This window comes from Acinetobacter sp. AND/436 (assembly GCF_049546925.1).
Taxonomy (GTDB): domain Bacteria; phylum Pseudomonadota; class Gammaproteobacteria; order Pseudomonadales; family Moraxellaceae; genus Acinetobacter; species Acinetobacter indicus.
The window spans coordinates 14,527-34,502 of the sequence record NZ_JBMXBO010000007.1 but is presented as its reverse complement, the minus strand read 5'-3'; the positions used below and the strand labels follow the sequence as shown (position 1 = coordinate 34,502).

The 19,976-nt window shown below is 48.6% G+C and carries 15 protein-coding genes; 8 read left to right on the top strand and 7 right to left on the bottom strand.

Going from position 1 to position 19,976, the window contains the following annotated elements; all coding sequences use genetic code 11:
* Positions 1-149 precede the first annotated feature (149 nt).
* Positions 150-860 carry a 16S rRNA (uracil(1498)-N(3))-methyltransferase gene (locus ACPEPR_RS07180; protein ID WP_005180773.1) on the top strand — a complete coding sequence of 237 codons (711 nt, stop codon included), beginning with the start codon at positions 150-152 and terminating at the stop codon, positions 858-860.
* Here ACPEPR_RS07180 and ACPEPR_RS07175 read toward each other — a convergent pair.
* A complete protein-coding gene (locus ACPEPR_RS07175; RefSeq protein ID WP_104513198.1) occupies positions 846-1,817 on the bottom strand; it encodes a mechanosensitive ion channel family protein in 972 nt (323 codons plus the stop codon). The genes ACPEPR_RS07180 and ACPEPR_RS07175 overlap by 15 nt on opposite strands.
* 342 nt (positions 1,818-2,159) lie before the next feature.
* On the opposite strand from ACPEPR_RS07175, the gene acs reads away from it, so the two are divergent.
* Positions 2,160-4,103: an acetate--CoA ligase gene (gene acs / locus ACPEPR_RS07170; protein WP_104483887.1), complete on the top strand. Its 1,944-nt coding sequence runs from the start codon at positions 2,160-2,162 to the stop codon at positions 4,101-4,103.
* A gap of 136 nt (positions 4,104-4,239) precedes the next feature.
* A complete protein-coding gene (locus tag ACPEPR_RS07165; protein ID WP_168395791.1) occupies positions 4,240-5,418 on the top strand; it encodes an acyl-CoA dehydrogenase family protein in 1,179 nt (392 codons plus the stop codon).
* Positions 5,419-5,644: 226 nt separating this feature from the next.
* Here ACPEPR_RS07165 and msuE read toward each other — a convergent pair whose 3' ends face one another.
* On the bottom strand, positions 5,645-6,376 hold the full coding sequence (msuE, locus tag ACPEPR_RS07160) for an FMN reductase (RefSeq protein WP_075167298.1): 732 nt from the start codon (positions 6,374-6,376) through the stop codon (positions 5,645-5,647).
* 375 nt (positions 6,377-6,751) lie between these two features.
* Here msuE and ACPEPR_RS07155 point away from each other — a divergent pair, with 375 nt between their 5' ends.
* The gene (locus ACPEPR_RS07155; protein ID WP_005180757.1) at positions 6,752-7,402 is read left to right on the top strand and encodes a response regulator; all 651 of its coding nucleotides are present in this window, start codon (positions 6,752-6,754) and stop codon (positions 7,400-7,402) included.
* A 65-nt stretch (positions 7,403-7,467) separates the two neighbouring features.
* On the opposite strand, the gene ACPEPR_RS07150 is transcribed toward ACPEPR_RS07155, so the two are convergent.
* The gene (locus ACPEPR_RS07150; RefSeq protein WP_104513199.1) at positions 7,468-8,235 is read right to left on the bottom strand and encodes a hypothetical protein; all 768 of its coding nucleotides are present in this window, start codon (positions 8,233-8,235) and stop codon (positions 7,468-7,470) included.
* Between the two features lie 405 nt (positions 8,236-8,640).
* Complete coding sequence (locus tag ACPEPR_RS07145) at positions 8,641-12,129, bottom strand: hybrid sensor histidine kinase/response regulator (RefSeq protein ID WP_423562218.1); 3,489 nt, start codon at positions 12,127-12,129, stop codon at positions 8,641-8,643.
* 184 nt (positions 12,130-12,313) lie between these two features.
* Between ACPEPR_RS07145 and ACPEPR_RS07140 the strand changes: the two genes are divergently transcribed.
* Entirely contained in the window at positions 12,314-12,646 is a 333-nt protein-coding gene (locus ACPEPR_RS07140; protein ID WP_005180745.1) for a DUF485 domain-containing protein, read from the top strand.
* Position 12,647: 1 nt separating this feature from the next.
* Positions 12,648-14,363, top strand: coding sequence for a cation acetate symporter (locus tag ACPEPR_RS07135; protein ID WP_075167300.1), 1,716 nt, complete (start codon positions 12,648-12,650; stop codon positions 14,361-14,363).
* 42 nt (positions 14,364-14,405) lie between these two features.
* On the opposite strand, the gene ACPEPR_RS07130 is transcribed toward ACPEPR_RS07135, so the two are convergent.
* Together ACPEPR_RS07130 and ACPEPR_RS07125 are read right to left on the bottom strand one after the other, a co-directional pair.
* Positions 14,406-15,305 (bottom strand): hypothetical protein, encoded by a 900-nt coding sequence (locus tag ACPEPR_RS07130; protein ID WP_104505649.1) that lies wholly within the window; start codon positions 15,303-15,305, stop codon positions 14,406-14,408.
* A 3-nt stretch (positions 15,306-15,308) separates the two neighbouring features.
* A complete protein-coding gene (locus ACPEPR_RS07125; RefSeq protein WP_005180740.1) occupies positions 15,309-15,833 on the bottom strand; it encodes a DUF697 domain-containing protein in 525 nt (174 codons plus the stop codon).
* A gap of 99 nt (positions 15,834-15,932) precedes the next feature.
* Here ACPEPR_RS07125 and ACPEPR_RS07120 point away from each other — a divergent pair, with 99 nt between their 5' ends.
* The gene (locus ACPEPR_RS07120) at positions 15,933-16,613 is read left to right on the top strand and encodes an ion channel (protein WP_104505648.1); all 681 of its coding nucleotides are present in this window, start codon (positions 15,933-15,935) and stop codon (positions 16,611-16,613) included.
* A gap of 171 nt (positions 16,614-16,784) precedes the next feature.
* A complete protein-coding gene (locus tag ACPEPR_RS07115; RefSeq protein ID WP_104489300.1) occupies positions 16,785-18,752 on the top strand; it encodes a BCCT family transporter in 1,968 nt (655 codons plus the stop codon).
* Between the two features lie 65 nt (positions 18,753-18,817).
* Here the strand turns inward: ACPEPR_RS07115 and omp33-36 are convergent, their stop codons facing one another.
* A complete protein-coding gene (gene omp33-36 / locus ACPEPR_RS07110) occupies positions 18,818-19,711 on the bottom strand; it encodes a porin Omp33-36 (protein WP_265734836.1) in 894 nt (297 codons plus the stop codon).
* Positions 19,712-19,976 lie beyond the last annotated feature (265 nt).

Below are 19,976 nucleotides of genomic sequence, written 5' to 3'. Positions count from 1 at the left end.
GATCAGATTAAAACTGAGCCTTCTCTTTATCGATTTAATGCCAGGAACTCTTCTTCTTTTACTTTAGTTTGGCAAAAGGAGTCCTGCCTCGGACCGTTGTGGATGACGTTTCCGCCTATCCAGTGATGGATTTGTTGAGTTATTTTTTTATGAATATTGTCCTTCTTGATCCTCGCCAAACTGAATCTGAACTGTGGTCGATTAGTTCAACGCGGCAGTTAGCGCATTTGCAACAGCATCTGGATATTCAGGTTGGTGATACCCTGAAAGTTGGGATTCGTGAAGGCAAACGGTATCTCACGGAAATTATCGAAATTACAGACAAAACAGTTCGTCTAAAACCGTTAAAAGAAGAAGCTGTGCCAGCAAAATTGCCAGTGACGTTAATTGTGGCTTTACCACGTCCGAAAGTGCTGCGCCGTTTAATTATGGATGCAGTCACGGTCGGGGTGGAAAAAATTATCCTGATGCATAGCTATCGGGTCGATAAAAGCTACTGGCAGACGCCATTTTTACAGCAGCTGGAGCATTATATTGAACTGGGGCTGGAGCAGGCTGGCGATACCATTGCACCAAAAGTTGAACTGTACAAACGCTTTAAACCCTTTGTTGAGGATGTTTTACCGGGTCTGATTAGCGCCGATTGTCCTGCCTATGTGGCACATCCCTATGCAGAGATGCGCATGCCTGCCGCGATTCAGCATCCCTGTAGCATCGTGATTGGGCCGGAAGGCGGTTTTATTCCTTACGAGGTCGATCTTTTGATACATAACGGCTGCCAGGCGGTGAGTCTGGGCAACCGGATTATCCGTACAGAAACTGTGATTCCGTATGTGCTGGGACGATTATTTAGCCTCTGAGCTGTCTGCCACCGATGGATCACCGCGATAGACTTTCACTTCCTGCACCGGGTAAGGAATGGAAATGCCCTGTTCGGCAAAGCTTTGAATGACTTCTTCCTGAATTTTACTGATAGATGCCGCGCTATTGGTTTCGCTGGTATTAATCCACCATTGCACGCGTAAATTGACCGAGAAATTGGCCAGCGCATCGACATTAACGCTAAATTCCGGCTGGGTCAGAATGGTTGGGTCACGTTTCAGAATGCACATCACCAGATCTTTGGCTTTCTGAATGTCATCTTCATAGCCAATGCCGACCACAAATTCGCAGCGGCGGCGTGGAAAGGCAGTATTGACAGTAATGGCGCTGGTATAGACCGTGGCATTGGGAATCACAATGCGGCGACCATCGGCCGAGCGTAAAAAGGTCGCGCGAATCTGGATATCTTCGACCGTACCTTCTAATCCATTCACCAGAATGCTGTCGCCAATTTTAAAGGGCTCACCCAGTAAAATCAGCACGCCGGAAAGCAGGTTCTGGAAAATATCCTTAAAGGCAAAGCCAATGGCAACCGAGCCAATCCCGAGGGCGCTCATCAGCTGGCCCGGGGTAAAACCAGGAATGGCAATCACCAGACCAATTAAGAAACCGAAGAAGATAATCACCGAACTGCCAACCCGGTTCAGTACCAGCACCAGATTTTGCCGGGTATAACTGCGGTTGGATAAGGTTTTTTTCACAAAAAATTTAAACAGCTGGGCAATCAGCCAGAAAATCAGAATCACGCCAAGCGCGATCAGGAAATAGGGCACACGCTCCCAGAAGCCTTCCATGATTTTATCAATAGCAGAATAGGCATCATTGTATTTATGGGTATGTTCAATGACTGTCTGGGTGGTTTTTTCCGTGGCCTGTTGAATCAGCTCGGAAGTTTCTTGGGTGACTTCGCCCAGTTGGGTTTTTTCTTCGGCCACGAATCTGCCAGTCCTCAGCAATAAAATTGTATTTTGCCTGAAATCCGGCCGGATTTTAATAAACATTCTGCAAGCGCGCTGCCGATTTTTGCAAAGTACACTGCGGTTTTGACTGCAAGCGGGTTGTTTTTATAGATAAAGCTACTGCTTTTATACTGAAAAGTACGGCAAAGACATTGAATCTGCTGGTGTATCTGTGCTTAAAATTAAATCAATCGCTACGACCAAAGCATGATTGTGGTGGAGAAAAAATAAGCGTCATACTGCTGATATGCAGAAATAAAAATCAAGAATGTGGCATATATCTCGTGATGAGATGAGAGAAGATCAAGGAAGTATAATATGAATGAGATCTATCCTGTACCCGAAGAATTTAAGAAAACTGCGCGTACCAACGAGGCAGAATATTTCGAACGTTATCAGCAATCCATTGAACAACCCGACGAGTTCTGGGCCGAGCAGGCCAAGCGTCTGGACTGGATTAAACCGTTTACCCAGGTCAAAAATACCAATTTTGATCCGGACAATTTCAAGATTGAATGGTTTGCCGATGGCCAGCTCAATGTCAGTGCCAACTGTCTGGACCGGCATTTAAAAGAACATCCTTATAAACCGGCAATTATTTGGGAAGGTGACCATCCTTCACGGCATAAAATTATTTCCTACCGTGAGCTGTACGATGAAACCTGCCGCTTTGCCAATGTGCTGAAGAAAAATGGCGTCACCAAAGGCGACCGCGTAGTGCTGTATATGCCAATGGTGTCCGAGGCTGCCATTGCCATGCTGGCCTGTGCCCGGATTGGCGCGGTGCATTGTGTGGTGTTTGGTGGATTCTCTCCAGATTCGCTGGCCAGCCGGATTGAAGACAGCCAGGCCAAACTGGTGATTACCGCAGATTCGGCCATGCGCGGCGGCAAGCCGATTTATTTAAAGGCCAATGTCGATCAGGCCCTTACTGTGGCCGGTACCGAGTCGGTGCAAAACGTGATTGTGGTCCACCGGACCGGTAACCCGATTGAAATGAAAGCCGGGCGTGACCTGTGGTATCACATGGAAATCATGACGGTCAATGAAATTTGCCCGCCTGAGCCAATGAATGCCGAAGACCCGTTATTTATTTTATATACTTCCGGCTCGACCGGTAAGCCGAAAGGGGTGCTGCACACCACCGGCGGTTATCTGACTTATGTCAACAGTACCTTCCGTGAAGTGTTTGATATTAAACAGGATGATGTGTTCTGGTGTACCGCCGATGTCGGCTGGGTGACCGGGCACTCCTATGTAATTTACGGGCCATTATCGAATGGCACCACCACAGTGATGTTTGAAGGGGTGCCGCAATATCCGACCTGGGCGCGCACCGGGCATTTGATTGATAAACATAACGTCACGATTTTATATACCGCACCCACTGCGATTCGCGCCATGATGCGTGAAGGCGACAGCTTTGTACGGGAAAGTGACCGCAGCAGTCTACGTCTGCTTGGTTCGGTTGGTGAACCGATTAACCCGGAAGCCTGGAACTGGTACTACACCGTGGTTGGTGAAAGCCGCTGCCCAATTGTGGATACCTGGTGGCAAACCGAAACCGGCGGGATTCTGATGTCGCCGCTGCCGGGCGCAACGCCACTGAAACCGGGCTCGGCCACGCGTCCGCTGTTTGGGGTACAACCGGCCCTGGTCGATGCTGAAGGTAATGAGCTGGAAGGTGAAGCCGAAGGTAACCTGATTATCAAGGATTCCTGGCCGGGGCAAATGCGCACCATCTGGGGCGATCCGGCTCGCTTTATTGAAGCCTATTTTGCCACCTATCCGGGCAGTTACTTTACCGGAGATGGCGCGCGCCGCGATAAAGATGGCTATTACTGGATTACCGGCCGGGTCGATGATGTCCTGAATATTTCCGGACACCGCCTAGGCACGGCTGAAATTGAAAGTGCGCTGGTGGCACATGATGCGGTGGCCGAAGCCGCGGTGGTGGGCATGCCGCATGATATTAAAGGTCAGGGCATTTGTACCTTTGTTACCTTGCAAGCCGGCGTGACAGAAAGTGATGAGCTGCGTACCGAACTGGTCAACTGGGTCCGGAAAAATCTGGGACCGGTGGCCACTCCAGATGCGCTGCATTGGGCACCGGCCTTACCAAAAACCCGTTCCGGTAAAATCATGCGCCGGATCCTGAGAAAAATTGCCGCCAATGAGCTGGATAGTCTGGGCGATACTTCGACCCTGGCGGAACCGCAAGTGGTGGATCAGCTGATTGCCACGGTGCAAGCCAGCCGTTAAAAAATAAATATTAAAATACCGCCTCTCGTAGGCGGTATTTTTATACTGAAAGCCGTGTAGCATAGATAGACCAGAAGCGAGCACAACAGCCAGCTCCACCCACAGTATTACGATTGATCAAGGATATGATTTTCAGATGAACCCGACTACGGCCACTGTTTTAGACCCGCGTGAAATTGCCCGACAACTGGCCCGCCAGTTTGCCCAGACCGCTGCTGAACGTGACCGGCAGGGTGGTAATCCCAAAGCAGAGCGTGATCTGATTCGCCGTAGCGGTTTGCTGAGTTTATCAATTCCGACAGAATATGGCGGGCAGGGTGCCGCCTGGTCGACTATATTTAAAACGGTCCAGATTTTGGCGCAAGCGGACAGCTCCTTGGCGCATGTCTATGCATTTCATCATTTACTGATTGCCACCGTGCAGCTGTTCGCCCAGCCCGCACAATATCAGCACTGGTTGCAACAGACAGTTCAGCAGCAGCTGTTTTGGGGCAATGCCCTGAATCCGCTGGATCAGCGTACCACGGTCACACCGGTTGCAGATTCTGAATATCTGTTTCAGGGCGATAAAAGCTTCTGCTCCGGTTCGGTCGATTCAGACCTGTTGCTCTGTTCCGGTTATGATGCGACCGGCAGGCTTTTGATTGCGGTGATTCCGAGTACCCGGAGTGGTGTCCATTTTCTGGGTGACTGGCACAATATGGGACAGCGCCAGACCGATAGCGGCACGACCCATTTTGAACAGGTGCGTGTTCATCAACATGAATTGCTGCTGAATCCCGGACCGCTAAGTACGCCTTATGCCAGTTTGCGGCCGCTAATTGCACAACTGATTTTTGTGCATCTGTTTTTGGGTGTGGCCGAAGGGGCATTTGAAACCGCGATTCAGAGCGTGCAAGGTCAAAAAGCCTGGTCAAAATCGCGGGTCGAGCAGGCGGTGGATGACCCGTTTATTCAACGGCATTGCGCCGAGTTTTATCTGCAGCTGGAAAGTGTCCGGCTTTTGGCAGATAAAGCCGTGCAGAGTGTGCAGCAGGCTTGGCGCATCGGACCGGAACTCACGGCTGAACAGCGCGGTGAAGTAGCGGTGGCCATTGCTACGGCCAAAATTGCCTCGACCAATACCTCTTTATATATTACCGAGCAGATGTTTCAGGTAATGGGCGCACGGGCCACCACCGCCCAGCTGAATCTGGACCGTTTCTGGCGCAATGTGCGTACTCAGACCCTGCATGATCCGGTAGATTATAAATATCAGGAACTGGGCGAATGGGTGCTGACTGGCAAAGTGCCAGATCCCAGTTTTTATTCTTAGGACTAAAACCGCTTCATTCTCATTTCATTGAGTCAGATAAAATGAAAAAATCCCTCAAGCCGAGTCTTGAGGGAAAAATAAGGGGCCTGTTGTTGTGTTTATTTGATCCGGCATTGCAGCGATGTTTCGCTGCAAGCTTGCGGACCCAGGCTGCTGCAAGCCTGAATCCGCAGGATCAATGGCCAAGACTACACTCGGAAGAAGGGGATGCCAGCGGGTCAGCAGATTACGCCACTTGAGGTTTGACCTTGTTCTGATGCAGACGCGATTCTGCTGCATCCAGACTAGGTACTGCAGCAGAAGGTAGTACTTCATCCTGCTCAATCTGTTTATTAATGCCCAGGTTCTGGTTGGCCTGCTGGGTTTTACTTTTCACCACTTCGGCGCGCTGGCCTTTGGCCGGTGCCCATTCCAGAATGGGCAGGGCGCGTGCCACAGCCAACGTAATCCGGTCACGCAGGGCCTCGCTATGGATGGTGTATTCCGGGGTAAAGTCACGATCTGTGGCATAGACACCAATAGGCAAGGTTTGCGCCTGGAAAAAGCTGAATAACGGACGCAGCTGATGCTCCAGTACCAAGGCATGGCGGTCACTACCCCCCGATGCCGCCAGTAATACCGGTACATCTACCAGCGCAGTCTGTTCGACAAAATCAAAGAAATGTTTGAATAGACCGGTAAAGGAGGCGCGATATACCGGTGTACCGACAATTAACGCATCCGCCGCTTCAACGGCAGCCAGATCATCCTGCACGCGCTGTGGCAACTGCTTGCGGTAAATGGCGCCGCCCAGCAAAGGGGCAATTTCACTGAATTTAATAAAATGCACCTGAATCGGGGTGGCTTCGCCCAGTTCATCAATAATGGCTTGTACCAAAGCTTCGGTTTTAGACGGATGATTTAAGCCGCCCGATACTGCGACAATATTGAGTGGTTTGGTTGAATTGAAAACAGACATAGGCTTACCTGAATTGTGGTTGATCTCGGAATGTCTGTTATTAATCAATAGTTGAATTACCCTGTAAAATAAGCAAATGCAGAAAAGTTATCTGTTTTTCAGATAACTTTAAAATGAGCAATTAATAACCAAATTTAATGAAATAAATAATTGAAATTTATACTTATATGCGACTCAGATAAGCATCTGAATCAGGCTGATAAATGTTATATTAAAATCAGATTTCCTATCTCAGATTTAAGAAAATGTAAGAAAATATGAATAATCGGACAAAAAATCTCGTTTAAGCCAAAAATAGTTCACTCTTGCATATCCTTAACCGCATTTGTATGGGTAGAATAGGAGCCATTGTGCACAAGATCTCTCACGTCACTTATGAATATTTTAATCGTTGATGATCATCCGCTGTTTCGTCATGCTTTAATTCAGGCTGTACGCTATAGCTTACCGCAAGCTCAAATTCATGAAACTGCTGCAGTCAATGAATTCTATGAACGTTTAGAAAAAGGACCTGAACCTGATCTTGTTCTCCTCGATTTAAATTTGCCAGGCGCTTCGGGTTTCTCGGCGCTGGTGCATGTGCGTGCACAATATCCTTCAATTCCGATTATTGTGGTGTCGGCACATGAAGAAGTGTCGATTATCCAGCGTGCCATTGCGCACGGTGCCATGGGCTATATTCCAAAATCTGCCCATCCAAGCCATATTGGCGAAGCGATTCGTCAGGTGCTGGAAGGGGAAATCTGGTTACCGCCAAACCTGCCGGCCAATGTCAATTTTGACCCGCGTGCTGCCGATGAAACTGCACTGGCAGAGCGGATTCAGTCCTTAACGCCGCAGCAGTTCCGTGTGTTGATGATGGTGGCTGAAGGCTTGCTGAATAAACAGATTGCCTATGAACTGGATGTTTCTGAAGCGACCATTAAGGCACACGTGACGGCGATTTTCCGTAAACTGGGCGTACAAAACCGTACCCAGGCGGTATTGGCGATTAATGCGCTGAATATTGAAGAAAAGAAAATCTAAATATTGAAAAATATATAAAAAGGACATCAAATGATGTCCTTTTTGTTTTGCAGATCGGCTAAGGCTTAAGCCAGACAATCCTGTTTCGGTGTGGCATCGGTACAGAACAGCGGATTCAAAGCGCATTGCAATTCATCAATCTGTTCCTGAGTCACATAGTCCTGAGATTTTAAGTAGTCGGCAATACGGTGATCGCGCAGGCTTAAAAATGCCGGATCATAGACGCCTAAATCGACAAATAGCGCGGCAGTTTCCAGACTGTTAAAACGGTCCAAATAGACATCATTGCCATACATCAGGAAGATATGATCTTCATGGGAATGAATATCCACACCTAAACGCTGTGCCAGTTCATGCGGCGGGGTTTTGATAAACAGTAAATCGGACAGTTCATCAAACTGGCTGGTATCGAGTTCGGTTTTATCGGTTTTGACTTTGCCGAGCCAGGCTTTAAATACCAGGACCGCACCACCGCGCAGCAGCATGCTCCAGATCTGGTGACGGGTGGTGGCACCAAGACAGTCACATTCAGTTTCCAGCGAACGCAGCAGTTTCTGTTCCTGTTCAGACAGTTTTTCAAACAGGCCCAGTCCTTGTGGTTTATAGGCTGCCGGACTAAATACATCAAAATGCAGTTCATCAAAGACCTGTAAGGCCAGCGGTACAGCGGTTTGATAAATGGTATTCAGGGCTTCAATATGCGCATGTTCTAATTTGCTGTGCTGAAACAGGGTTTTCCAGTCGATGGCCGGCAACAGGGCATTGGCGCCATACTGACGGTGAAACTGTTGGTTCTGCTCATGACCTTGCTGTACTGCGCTTGAAAGACTCATCAAAAAACTCCTCTAGGCTAGATGATGATCAGCTCCGGACAGGACGTTCAGGGGCTCATCTCCAGACTAAACACTGATCTTTTCTTTTTAATGTCTTTTTTATGCGCGTATTGCTACATATCAGATATACGACTAAAGTCTAATGTGTATTTTTTAATCAAAAAATAATTTTAAAAATCATAAGATTAAAATTTTGTAACCAGGTATACAGCTGTACACTGAGATTTTTGGTAGCCTTTGCCATAGTAAATAATTCAATGGAATTTTCTGCCAATGGCTGTCAGGCAGATAGCGCCTGTTTTGAGCAGTTTTGCCTAGCGGGCTGCAATAAATCGCCATTTTCAGGCCCAAAATACAAAACCTCTTTGTTACCGAAGCCGCAAAGAGGTTTCAAAATATGTCAGCCTAAGCTGAAATTTTCAGACCGGATAACCAGGCTCGCAAGGAGGCCGGTTTCAGCGGTTTTTTCAGCAACACGATATTCAGCTCTTTTAGACGCTGCGGTAATTCCGGATCCGAATCGGCGGTAATTAATGCCACTGGTACATTTTCCTGACGGTTGGCCAGAATAAAGTCCAGACCGACTTTATTGTTATTTAAATGCTGATCGACCAGCCAGACCTGAATATTTTCCTGCTGGATAATCTCCAGGGCCTGTTCCGGTTCGGTGGCTTTAAAGACCTGATAGCCCCATTTGCCCAATAAGGTCGCCATGCCTTCTAAAATGGTTTCATCATTATCCAGACACAGAATTTTATAGGCCTTGGTTTTCAGCGGTACGGCCTGAACCGGTGCAGCCACGGCTTTAGGTGCATCCACCACCGGTACTTCAATTATGAAGCAGGAGCCCTGTCCGAGAGTGGAATAGACATAGACCGGATAATCCAGCAGGCTGGTCATACGCTGCACAATGGCCAGACCGAGGCCCAGACCCTGTTCACCCCACGGCGAGGTATGGCCGCAACGTTCAAATTCCTGGAACAGTTTAATGCGCTGTTCTTCGGCAATGCCGGGACCGGTATCCCAGACCCCGATGCGGATATGCTGCGGATGCTGTGCAGAACGTAATACCCCGACCACGACTTTGCCTTTGGCGGTATAACGCAGTGCATTGCTGACAAAGTTTTGGATAATCCGGCGAATCCATTGCGGATCGGTGTCAATCCAGAACTGGGCATCATGCACGGCAAACTGGATGCCACGCTGTGCAGCAATGGATTTAAATTGCAGTTCCAGATCACTGAGCAGGTCATGCAGTGGATAAGGCTGACGTTTTGGCTGAATAGTGCCGCCTTCTAAACGGGCAATATCCAGCAGTGCAGACAGCATGCTTTCAGCCCCATGCAGCGCACGATCCAGCTGCTGCAAGGTTTTACGGTCATCATCTGACTGGATGCTTTGCTCCAGCGCGGTACTGAACAGACGGGCTGCGTGCATCGGCTGTAATAGGTCATGACTGGCCGCGGCAATAAAGCGGCTCTTGGACATATTGGCTTTATCGGCCTGTTCGCGCGCCAGCTGCTGTTCGGCCAGGGCATCGGCCAATTGCTGGGTACGGTCTTGTACACGTGCTTCAAGGACCGCTTCATTTTCACGGAAGGCGGTAATATCGGCAAAGGTGGTCACGAAGCCACCGCCTTCAATCGGATTACCGCGCATTTGAATCACGCGGCCATCTTTACGGATACGTTCAAACTCATGCGCACTGCCGACTTTCATCCAGTGAATCCGTTTACGCACGTGTTCTTCCACCGAGCCCGGGCCACATTCGCCGCGCTCGGCGTTATAGCGGATCAGGTCGGCAATTGGACAGCCGACATAGACAATATCTTTTGGATAATCAAACAGTTTTAGATATTGATTGTTCCAAGCCACCAGACACATATTTTCATCGACCACGCTCACCCCCTGGGTCATGTGGTCGATCATGGTCATGATCAGATTCTGGTTAAAGCGCTGCCATTGGGAGGCCTGGTCAAGAATATTGGCGACCTGACCCAGTGCCAGACCATTGTTGACCATCGCCGTGGTGAGCAGGGTTCGCGCCGATGCCGCGCCAATGGTGCCGGCCAGGTACTGTTCGGTAAAACGCCACCACATGCCGTTGGCATTGCTGTTTTCATTCAGCACCACATTATTCTGTTCACTGAACTGCCGGAAGGCCTGCATGGTTGGCTCATCGCCGGTAATGCGTTTGGCCAGCGTAATCAGGTCACCGACTTTTAAACGCGCCACATCCTGATGCGAATAGCTGACTTCATTGCTGGTGGTGTGCGATGGCAGCGGCTTGGTTTCATAGTAGAAGAAACTTTCAGCCTGAATCTGTTCAGCCACACTCGGGCGGAATATGCGCGATACCCAGACATACAGCAATAGGTTCAGACCAAGTGACCAGACCACCCCATGTGTCAGCGGCGCAAATGATTCAAAACCTAACAGCGCTTCCGGACGTAAGCCATTAATACCAAATGGCCCCACAGTTAAATAATACTGGGTAATCGCCGAGAACTGTTCTGGCAGACTGCGTAAAACCGTTGGCCAGAGCAGGGTATAGGCCCACATGATAAAACCGACAATCAGGCCGGCATAGACGCCCTGTTTACTGCCGCCGCGCCAGTACAGCCCGCCAATCAGGGCCGGGGAGAACTGCGCTACCGCACTAAAGGCCAGTAAACCGAAGACCGAAAGCTGGTCAATATCATTAAAGAAATGGAAGAACAGGAAGCCAAGCAGCATCACCGCCAGAATACAGATGCGGCGGGTGAATTTCAGCACCAGTGGCAACCGTTTGTCATGACGCGAAATCAGGCCCGAGCGCCACAGCGCCGGCATGATCAGGTCATTACTGAGCATGATCGACAGCGCCACTGAAGACACCAGCAACATCCCGGTTGAAGCCGAAAAACCACCCAGGAAGGCCAGTAAGGTCAGCCATTCCTGATTATAGCTGAGCGGTAAGGACAGCACCGCGACATCCGGAATCATCAGATATTGCGGCGCGGCATGTAAGGCCCAGCTGGCAATTGGAATAATCGCGATGGTGGTTAAAATCAGATAAACGGCAAACCAGCGCCGTGCCCCGCGAATATGTTTTTCATCGCGTAATTCGACCACCGCCACGTGGAACTGGCGTGGCAAGCAGATAATCGCCAGTGCGGCCAGCAGGGTTTGCACCCAGAAAGTTTCCGGTACGCCCAACAGCTGCACTTCATGGAAGGTCTGGGCCACATCATTGCTGATCTGCTTCAGGTTATCGGCTGATTCAAAGACAAAGAAACCGGCCACACAGAGCAGGGCAAACAGCTTGACGAAAGATTCAAACGCCACCGCCAGCATTAAACCGCCGTGCTGTTCGGTGTTGGCAATTTGCCGGGTGCCAAACAGCATCGCCAGAATTGCCAGCAGCGCGGTTAAAAACAGTACACCATTGGTGGTACTTTCGACATGGGTGGTCTGATCCAGAATTACGGCAGCACTTAAGGCAATTGCGCGTAACTGCAGGGCCAGATAGGGAATAATCGCAATGACTGCCAGAATGGTCACCAGCGAGGCCAGGGCACCACTTTTGCCATATCGCGCTGCCACGAAGTCGGCAATCGAGGAAATGGCATGATGTTGCCGGACCCGGCCCAAACGGCGCCAGATGTCATAGCCAACCGCCACGAACAAGAGCGGCCCTAAATAGATCGGCAGGAAGATAATGCCTTCGCGTACCGCTGCACCGGTGGCCCCGTAAAAGGTCCAGGATGAACAGTAGACGCCCAAGGTCAGACTGAACAGCAGCATACGACCGCGCGTACTGAGGCGGCTCGCATGTTTTTCACCAAAAAATGCACAAATAAAAAGTAATGCAATATAAAGGGCTAACACCCCGATAATCAGCCAGCTGTTCATAATACCCGCGGTGTATTTATCTCGCGTTATAATACTCTATTCGTGAACGCATCAGTTTGAATTGCTCAAAATTTAACGACCAAAGTCTAAATTACAAGCACCCTACAAACTTGTTAGTTTTCATCATGAATATAATTCGAATTAAAAATTACGCCTAAGGCTGGGCGTTTCAAGGAGTAAAACTATGGATGAGGCTCAAGTAGATCGAATTCTACACAATCCAAAATTCAAAGAAATGGTTGCAAAAAAGCGTAATCTTAGCTGGACGCTTACCGCAATCATGTTAATCGTTTATGTCGGCTTCATGTTGTTAGTTGGCTATAACAAAGAGTTTCTATTATCTTCCATTTCTGGTGGCGTGACGACCTGGGGTATTCCACTGGGTCTGGGCATCATCGTGTTATCTTTCATTTTGTGTGCAGTGTATTCCTATATTGCGAATAACAAGCTGGATCAACTGAATGAAGAAGCAATGCGTGAAGTAGAAGCAATTGCACAACAAAAAGGACAAGACTAAGATGAAATGGACTTCATTGAAGGCGCAAGCTGCTGCAGCTTCAGCGTTGATGATGTCAGGTATGGCTTTTGCCGCACCTGATCTGGGCGCAGCAGAACAACAAGCCACCAACTGGCCTGCAATTATCATGTTCCTGATCTTTGTGGGTGCGACCCTGTTCATTACCAAATGGGCGGCGAAACAAACCACCAATACCAAAGACTTCTATACTGCCGGTGGTGGTATTTCAGGTTTCCAAAACGGTCTGGCCATTGCCGGTGACTATATGTCGGCTGCGTCTTTCCTGGGTATTTCCGCCATGGTGTTTATGTCAGGCTTCGACGGCTTGCTGTATTCACTGGGCTTCATGGTGGGCTGGCCAATCGTATTGTTCCTGATTGCAGAACGTTTACGTAACCTGGGTAAATACAACCTGTCTGACGTAGTTTCCTTCCGTTTATCAGAAAAACCGGTACGTACCCTGGCGGCATTCAGCTCGCTAGTCGTCGTGGCGTTCTATCTGATTGCACAGATGGTGGGTGCAGGTCAGCTGATCAAACTGCTGTTCGGTCTGAATTATAACATCGCAGTTGTGCTGGTTGGTTTATTGATGATGGCTTACGTTATGTTCGGCGGCATGCTGGCAACGACCTGGGTACAGATCATTAAAGCGGTACTGTTACTGTCTGGTGCAACCTTCATGGCTTTCATGGTAATGAAAGGCGTGGGCTTCAGCTTCACTAACATGTTTGAACAATCAATTCAGGTGTTCTCGAAGGTACATGACCTGAGCCTGGCTGATGCAGCCAATATCATGGGTCCAGGTAGCCTGGCATCTAACCCGATTGATGCGATCTCACTGGGTCTGGCATTAATGTTCGGTACTGCAGGTCTGCCACACATCCTGATGCGTTTCTTCACGGTAAAAGATGCCAAAGAAGCACGTAAATCTGTTGTGGTTGCAACCGGCTTTATTGGTTACTTCTACCTGTTAACCTTCATCATTGGTTTCGGTGCGATCCTGTATGTGGCCAACAACCCGCAATTCCTGGATGTCGCGAAAATGGCAGTCACTGGCAAGCTTGAGCTGGTGGGTGGTAACAACATGGCGGCGGTACACCTGTCTGACGCAGTCGGTGGCGACCTATTCATGGGCTTCATTTCAGCAGTTGCATTCGCCACAATTCTTGCGGTGGTTGCCGGTCTGACCCTGTCAGGTGCTTCAGCAATCTCTCACGACTTGTATGCCAACGTATTCAAGAAAGGTCAAACTACACCTGAATCTGAACTGCGCATGTCTAAAATCGCAACTTTAGGTTTAGCGATCTTCGCGATGATTCTGGGTATTCTGTTCGAGAAACAAAACGTTGCGTTCATGGTGGGTCTGGCATTCTCGGTAGCTGCATGTGCGAACTTCCCGGTACTGGTTCTGTCGATGTTCTGGAAAGGTTTAACCACACGTGGTGCGGTGATTGGTGGTGTTGCAGGTCTGGTGTCTGCTGTCGTGCTGATCGTATTGTCGAAAGCAGTTTGGGTCGATACGCTGGCAATTTCTGATACACCAGTGGTGCCATTTAACGGTCCTGCAATCTTCGCAATGCCATTGTCATTCTTCTGCTGCTGGTTGTTCTCGATTACCGATAACTCTGCGCAAGCACAAGCGGAACGTAAAGCATTCGATGCACAGTTTGTCCGCTCACAAACCGGTATTGGTATCTCAGGTGCATCTGATCACTAAGATGAGCAGATATGCCTAAAAAAAGCCCCGCAAGGGGCTTTTTTATGGCTGCGGTTTTTGCTTGCTGGCCCAGTAGGCCTGTAGTTTGCGATATAGCGCTGATTCTTTTTCAAACCAGGTGGCTTTGGCATTCAGTAACAGCTTGGCGACCAGGTAGGCACCCGTGACCTGACCGACCACCGGTAGACCCAACAGCAGGCCAATAAAGGCAATTTTACTGACCTTGATGCCAGATACTTTGGCCGCCATCCATTTAAATTCTGACCAGCTGATTTCCTGCTGCTGATAGCGCCGGAACAGTTCATAAATCGCCAGTGAAACACTGGCCACGGAGATGGCCGGAAAGTAGTCCCAGAAATGTTCATCATTCGGGTCTTTGGCGGTGACAATCACATCAATCGCATCTTCCACGCTCTGGGTCAGCTCTTTGGTGCTGAGACCAGAACTTTCCAGACCCAACTGTGCCGCGATTTCTTCAGTGGCAAGCAACATTTCTTCAGGAGGGGCAGCAATCCAGTCTTTGCCGGTGCCAGTACCTTCGATGGCTTTTAGTTGCAGTTGCCAGCTTTCGCCGCTGTGCTGATCGGCCAGAAGCACATCAAAATCGGTATGGTCGTGCTGGTCCAGATACGCGGCATACAGACTGTCGCCATCTTCATGGTCCAGCCGTACAAACTCCATATCATGCAACATGCCTTTAACCGTCGATACCAGCCCGACAATCTGCTGCTCATCAAAACCCTGTAAATAAGCCTGAATATCTTCCAGAGGGGCGTTTGCCAGTTCAGCATGGCTGCGTCTTAATGCAGCCAGTACCGCCTGATCCGCTTCAGTCAGTTGCGGCGTGCGCGCGTTCCAGGCCAGTTTGGCCAATACGGTGGTGATGGCCAGCGCATCAAAATTTTTACGGAGATAGTGAATCGGAGAGGACGATCGGGTCATGGCTTAATCCTCTGGCTGTTGCAGCTGCTCTGCCTGAGCCTGTCCCTGTTTTTTACCTTGCTGGAACGCCTGTTTCCATACCGCTTTAATGCGTTCCTCACTGAGTTTTTCATTACGGGCTTTATGGGAAAAATACAGATCAGCCACTTTCATAATCGCAAAAGTCAGGCCGTAGACCAGTGGAATGGTCAGCAGGCCGCCAAAGCCAAAGGTCACGGTTTTCCAGACCCCCAGTGCAATCTGCTGCGCGGCGATGCCCAAACCCACCAGCCCGATCAGTTCCTTGACCCAGTCCAGCGCTTCATTGTCGGTCAGTTTAATACCGTGAATGGCAGCAATCCGGCTGGCAAAGTAGCCTTGTAAGGGTGTCAGAATCAGAATATCGGCAAAAGGCAGGGGCTGAATGGCGACACCGGCACAGGTGGCACAGGCCAGATGGGTGATTTTGGCAATTTTTTTATCCTGAGAAAGGTCATCCCGGAATTCAATCTGGGTGATTTCTTGACGTACTTTTTCTGTAATTTTCATACAAAGGAGTGATCTGTCTGCGCTTTTAAGCATGCTATGGTAATCAGAACAAAAAAGAAAGTGATGTCCGCATTACACCAAGATACCCAGGATGTGCCCATGCAAGCATTCATTGATTTATGGAAAGGATTCCGGCTGTTGCCTTCGGCCTGGCTGCTGTTAATGCAGTTTTTTATTCTCGTATTGTCGCTGCTTAGCCATCATGCCACCTATCGCGTGCTGATCTGGATGCTGGGTGTGGTGGTATTGCTGTTAATTGCCAAAGTCATTCGCCAGACCCCGATGTTTACTTTTTTAGGGCTGAGCTTTGTTACGGGCGCCTTGTTCTTTTCTCTGCTGATTGTGCTGGGGGTTAATAACCCGACCGTGCTGGTGATTAGTCATGCCTTTGAAGCCGCGGCCTATTTAAGTGCGGCCTATGGTTTGCTGCGTTATATGTTTGAAGACCGTTACCTGACTCGCGATGAACTGTTTGCCGCCGGCGCAGTATTCACCTTAATTGCCTGGGCGTTTGCCTTTGTTTACAATATTTGCCAGATACTGGATCCTTCCAGTTTTTATCATCCGACCCAACCACATTTACAAAGCTGGCTGGATCTACTGTTTCTGAGTTTCAGTTTGCAGTCTGCCACCGGCCTGTCTGACCTGATGCCGATTGGTCCGGCAGTACGGGTGATTGCCATGCTGCAAATGTTTTGCGGGGTGATGTATCTGGCCTTAATTGTTTCCCGGCTGATTGCCCTGCAATACATTCGTCATTTGCCCAGAAATAAAGATTAATCATCGGCTTGGGCTATTTTGTTACAGCAGTTAATAGTGTTTCTGCTGCAAGAGGACTAAGCTGTGCGCGAGTTTAAGCTCACGACACTCATCTTTTGTTCACCTTTGCGGTGAATGCTGCCCGGACCTAAAGCGTCTGTCTATCATCTTTAAAAATAAAATGGGGGAGTTATGCCTTCCGAAAAATTGCCCTGGTGGGGCAATATCAATCCGAATGTATTTATCAGTACGGTCGCGGTTATTGCGATTTTTCTGGCGGTGGTGCTGCTGGCGCCCAATAGTTTTGAACTGCTGACCCAGCGCATGAACCAGTGGATTACTGATTCTTTTAGCTGGTTCTATGTACTGTCAGTGGCGGTATTCCTGATTCTGCTGATTTATATTGCACTGTCCGATATGGGCAAAATCAAGCTCGGTCCGGACCATAGCCAGCCGGAATATCATCAGGGTTCCTGGTTTGCGATGCTGTTTACCGCCGGCATGGGCATTGGCCTGATGTTCTTTGGCGTGGCTGAACCGGTGATGCACTATGTCTCGCCACCGGTCGGTGAGCCGGCCACCATCCAGGCAGCGCAGCAGGCGATGCGTATTTCTTTTTTCCACTGGGGCATTCATGCCTGGGCCATTTATGCGCTGGTCGGGCTGGCGCTGGCTTATTTTGCTTACCGGCACAATCTGCCACTGAAAGTCCGTTCCGCCCTGTATCCGCTGATTGGCTCAAAAATTTACGGCCCGCTCGGAGATGGGATTGATACCTTTGCCACGCTCGGTACTGTCTTCGGAATTGCCACCACTTTGGGTTTTGGCGTGACCCAGATCAATTCCGGCTTAAATTATTTATTCGGGATTGAACAAAGTGCCAGTACCCAGATGATCCTGATTATTGTGGTCAGCAGCATGGCGTCTTTATCGGTGTTTTTTGGTCTGGACAAAGGTATTAAACGCCTGTCAGAGCTGAATCTGGTGCTGGCGGTGGTGCTGCTGTTATTTGTATTTATAACGGGGCCGAGTATCTATTTACTACAAACCACCATTCAGAATATTGGTCAGTATGCCTCGAATCTGTTTCATATGACCTTCAATTTATATGCCTATCAACCGAGTGGCTGGATTGGGGGCTGGACCATCATGTACTGGGCCTGGTGGATCTCCTGGTCGCCATTTGTGGGACTGTTTATTGCCCGGGTATCCAAAGGACGCAGTATCCGTGAATTTATTGTGGGGGTAATGCTGATTCCGACTGGTTTTACCCTGGTCTGGATGGGTTTTATGGGCAATGCCGCGCTGTATAGCATTTTGCATGAAGCGAATCTGCAATTGATGACCGCAGTACAGCAGGACTCCTCGGTGGCCCTGTTTGAGTTTTTAAGTAATCTGCCTTTTGCCTCCATCATGAGTCTGCTGGCGACCCTGCTGGTGATGCTGTTTTTTGTTACTTCGGCAGATTCAGGTGCGCTGGTCACAGATTTTCTCACTGCAAAAACGGAACATTCTCCGGTCTGGCAACGGCTGTTCTGGACCGTATTGATGGCGGTGCTGGCGATTATCCTGCTATTGGCCGGTGGCCTGAGTGCGCTCCAGTCGGCCACCATTATGAGTGCCTTGCCATTTACCTTCATTCTGCTGCTGATGTGCTGGGGCCTGCTCAAAGCCCTACGGCTAGATGTCACCAAAATGAATGCCTTGCAGGAAGCGCGGATTACGCCGCGCGCCATTCATAATCCACGCAGCTGGCAACAGCGTCTGGGGCTGATCATGCATTATCCGCATAGCCAGGCCGAGGTAGAACAGTATATTCAGATTCAGGTACAGCAGGCTTTTGAGAATATTCAGAAGGAGTTCCTGAAGCGGCATCTGACTGTGTCGATTGATTCGCTGGAAGATGGCCTGCGTTTAAAGGTCGATCATCAGCATGAGATTAACTTTATTTATCAGGTGGTGTCCCGTGAAACTGTGCCGCCGAGCTTTATGCCAGAAGTTACGGCCGATGCACCATTTTATCAGGCCGAGGTATTTTTAAGAGAGGGCGGGCAGAACTACGATGTAATGGACTGGACCCAGGAAGATTTACTGCAGGATATCCTGGATCAATATGAACGGCATTTATATTTCCTGAGTATTGTACGTAGTCCGGAATAATCATTTCTTTCAAACAAAAAAAGACGCTCATAGAGCGTCTTTTTTACATCAGTTTCTAAATCAGATTAGAAACGGAATTTAGCATTTAAGCCAACAGTTTGAGTATCTACTGCTGCATTTTCAGCGTTAGCATTTACATAGCTTGCGCCAACTGCAACTGCTGGAGTGATGAAGTAGTTTACGTTTGCACCCCAAGCTGAATCAATTAGGAAATCATCACCGCTAGTTTCAGCATAAGAAGCACCTACGCTAAGAGCAGGCGTTAAGTAAAGATCAGTTTTCAGGTTGTACGCTGTGCTTTCACCGTAAACAAGGCCAGTTTCAAAACCGATTGCCATGTTTGTACCATCAATTGCACCCACGTATTTAGTACGTGCAGTAATAGCATCTTGATCTTCATTGATTGTTAATGCTTCACCAACGGCTTTAACTGCACCATTTGCAAGTGTACCGAAGGCATCAACAGCCATTGTGTCAGCAATGCTGGTATAACCTACAGCAACCAGAAAGTTTGGTGCTAGCAATGCACCCACTTCTAATGCATAGCGGTCGCCATTGTCATCAGCAGTAAATTCATTTTTGCCATCGTTGTGCGTGTGGCTATAAGAAGCGCTTGCATAGGCTGGAACGAATTTTGTCGGAATGTAAGCTTCAGCTTTAGCACCGTAAACATGAGATTCTACATCTGAACGACCACCTTCACGTGGCGCATCGTATTGACCATATTGGTAAGCTAAAGAAAAGTTAGATGCTTGGTTTAAAAATGCAGCTTCAGCTAAAGGCCCTTTAGTTGAATCAACATTTTTGAAGTAGTAAGTACCTTGAACTGCACCAGTAAAGTTTTGATTGTTTTCAGTTGTATCTAGGAATTCTGATTGACCTTGAACTTCAAATTGGTACGCTTGAGCACCGGTCATGGCTAATAATAAAGCTGTGGCTAAACCGAGTTTTTTCATGATAGTTACCAGTTTTGTTAAAAATGGATTAAACAATAGGCATTGTATTGTAACAATTTATTAAGTCAATGAAGACAAAGGAGATTATTTAGTTGAGTAATTGCTCTAAAATGCGTATAGGCGAAAAAGTAGTCAATTGAGAAATCTGTTGTCAACCTAAAAAGTGTATAAAGAACAAGCGGCTAAATCTCATTTGCGAAAGAAAAGTGTTTGCTGCCTCACTTTTCTTTATAGTTAATATGAATTGATTCAATATAAATTATCTATA

Coding starts and splice junctions, on each gene's coding strand:
- ACPEPR_RS07140 (WP_005180745.1), top strand. CDS start 12,314: ATGGATGAGGCTCAAGTAGATCGAATTCTACACAATCCAAAATTCAAA.
- ACPEPR_RS07130 (WP_104505649.1), bottom strand. CDS start 15,305: ATGACCCGATCGTCCTCTCCGATTCACTATCTCCGTAAAAATTTTGAT.
- ACPEPR_RS07120 (WP_104505648.1), top strand. CDS start 15,933: ATGCAAGCATTCATTGATTTATGGAAAGGATTCCGGCTGTTGCCTTCG.
- ACPEPR_RS07155 (WP_005180757.1), top strand. CDS start 6,752: ATGAATATTTTAATCGTTGATGATCATCCGCTGTTTCGTCATGCTTTA.
- ACPEPR_RS07180 (WP_005180773.1), top strand. CDS start 150: ATGAATATTGTCCTTCTTGATCCTCGCCAAACTGAATCTGAACTGTGG.
- ACPEPR_RS07145 (WP_423562218.1), bottom strand. CDS start 12,129: ATGAACAGCTGGCTGATTATCGGGGTGTTAGCCCTTTATATTGCATTA.
- ACPEPR_RS07115 (WP_104489300.1), top strand. CDS start 16,785: ATGCCTTCCGAAAAATTGCCCTGGTGGGGCAATATCAATCCGAATGTA.
- ACPEPR_RS07150 (WP_104513199.1), bottom strand. CDS start 8,235: ATGAGTCTTTCAAGCGCAGTACAGCAAGGTCATGAGCAGAACCAACAG.
- msuE (WP_075167298.1), bottom strand. CDS start 6,376: ATGTCTGTTTTCAATTCAACCAAACCACTCAATATTGTCGCAGTATCG.
- ACPEPR_RS07125 (WP_005180740.1), bottom strand. CDS start 15,833: ATGAAAATTACAGAAAAAGTACGTCAAGAAATCACCCAGATTGAATTC.
- ACPEPR_RS07165 (WP_168395791.1), top strand. CDS start 4,240: ATGAACCCGACTACGGCCACTGTTTTAGACCCGCGTGAAATTGCCCGA.
- acs (WP_104483887.1), top strand. CDS start 2,160: ATGAATGAGATCTATCCTGTACCCGAAGAATTTAAGAAAACTGCGCGT.
- ACPEPR_RS07135 (WP_075167300.1), top strand. CDS start 12,648: ATGAAATGGACTTCATTGAAGGCGCAAGCTGCTGCAGCTTCAGCGTTG.